The sequence below is a fragment of the Methanoregula sp. genome (assembly GCF_002835825.1).
Lineage (GTDB): Archaea > Halobacteriota > Methanomicrobia > Methanomicrobiales > Methanospirillaceae > Methanoregula.
Map to the genome: position 1 here is coordinate 1 of NZ_PIZH01000376.1, position 2,052 is coordinate 2,052.

Below are 2,052 nucleotides of genomic sequence, written 5' to 3' on the forward strand. Positions count from 1 at the left end.
ATCTTGTAGGGGCCTGTCACGTACATCGGGAACTGCTGGTGTTTCTCGTAACTGTGTGTCCGACCGAATCCGTAGGTGTCAGTCTGGCCATTGTCCATGTTCGTAACAGTCATCTCGAACCAGCAGTACTGCGGGTCATCGTTGAGCGGGAGGACGACAATATCGATACCCCATGCCGGATTATCGACACGGAACTGTTCGGTGCGGACGTCCTTCTCACTCTGGAACGAGTACGACTTCTGGAGATAATGATCCCCCAGGGCAAACGTGATCTGCGGTGTTGCCGGAGCAGCCGCTGAAACTGCCTGCGTGCCGGCAGGCGCAGGGGGAGTTGTCGTGCCCTGGGTACACCCGGCGATAACGACGGTAATGATGACCAGGATGCAGGCAGCAAGAACATGATATTTCATATGCGTGAGTGTTGGAAGAGGGCACTATATTATAGTTAGGAGATGGTGCTACATCCCCCCCTTTTGCGATAGTGCCATGTTACCTGTACCTGTGGGTGTCCCCCTATGGGTGATGCCGGGGCATCGCGATGCGCTCCGTATCGCTGTACAGAATCAGGTGAGACCGGGTAACGGGGGGTCGCATGGGTACAAGATCATTGCGTTCCTCCCTGGTTTGGCAGATCATCTTCGGGATAATTCTTCAATTTTCCCGGAGCCGGCTGCCTGCCCAAAAACAGTTTGTACCCACGCGACCCCCCACAGCGAGATCTCTCATAATCTCCTTCCATGTGAAAATTACGACGGAAAGTCAATGACCCGGCGCGTACTGGTAGTGCAGGGGGTCGCATGGGTACAAACGATCGCGGGGGTTCCTGCCCCCCGCACTGGCCCGGTTCTCCGGCACCGCGAAACCTGCTCTAAAACAGCGTGTCCTGCCGGGTCGGTTTCTTGATGTGCAGGACCTCGCAGGCCGCATCGCCGACCGCATCGCGATGTTCCGGCACCGTGTAGATCCCGAGGCGCCACTGCTCGCGCCGGGTCATGTTGAGGGTCCGGATCCGGGGCGAGAGCTCCTCGAAACTGGTGACGGCATTCCGGCTCTGCACCCGGACGCCAAGGGACATCTCGCGGGGGATGGGGGGGATGTCAACGAGCACTTCTTCGGCCCGTATCCCTGCTGTTACCGCGATCTGTGCTGCAAGGTCCCGGGACTTCTCCAGGGTAATCCCCTCCTGCCAGGTCGCCGGGTTGATCTGGTCGCTCCCTGCATACACGGCCCGCTTGTACAGGCGCCGTTCGTAAAGCCGGAGCGCGATCCCGCGGGAGACCGGGTTTTCCGAAGTACGCAGGGAATGCATGCAGCCTGCATCGTCAAGGCGAAGAAACTGCCACCGCTCTTCTTCGCCCATGCCGGCACAGTGTTCCAAGGCAGCGAGCTGGAACATGCTCTCGCCGATCCTGCTGACGTGGTGGTAATAGACCGTCGGCCGCATTAGCGTCCGGGCGATCAAAAGGGACTCGGCGGCATTTACCCCGTTCTCGTCAAGCACGGTCCCGTCAGGGTACCGGATCAGGTGCCGGATCAGGCGCTGGGCGTCGACCGTGCCGTAGGGCGCGCCGGTGTAGTAGGCATCCCGGAGGAGATAGTCCATCCGGTCCACATCGAAGTCACCGTGGATGATGCTGGAGAGCGGGTGCTTCCCTTCAACAACCTGCGACAGTTCCTCCGGATCCACCCCGGCTTCTGCAAGCACACTTGTGGTAGGAGCATCGATGACGGGCCGGATTTCATCATGGGTCCGGTACAGGTACTGCTCCATCAGAGGCTCGCTCGCGTGAGAGTAGGGACCGTGGCCGATGTCATGGAGGAGCGCAGCGGAGACAACAAGCCTGTGCTCGTCCTCAGCCAGCTGGAACCTGCGGCAGGCAACATCGGCAAGGAACATGGTCCCGAGGGAGTGTTGAAAGCGCGTGTGGTTTGCCACGGTGTAGACAAGGCATGAGACGCAAAGCTGGCGGACGGAACGGAGGCGCTGGCGGAGCGGCGGGTCGTGCAGCCATAGAGTGAGGTCTTCCTTGCAAAGCAAGTCGGGGACGTTGG

The 2,052-nt window shown here is 59.9% G+C and carries 2 protein-coding genes; both read right to left on the minus strand.

Going from position 1 to position 2,052, the window contains the following annotated elements; genetic code table 11:
• On the minus strand, positions 1 to 410 hold a 410-nt coding region (locus tag CW742_RS11245), incomplete at its 3' end, for a hypothetical protein (RefSeq protein ID WP_292420433.1).
• 458 nt (positions 411 to 868) lie between these two features.
• Entirely contained in the window at positions 869 to 2,038 is a 1,170-nt protein-coding gene (locus CW742_RS11250) for an HD domain-containing protein (protein WP_292420436.1), read from the minus strand.
• Positions 2,039 to 2,052: the final 14 nt, after the last annotated feature.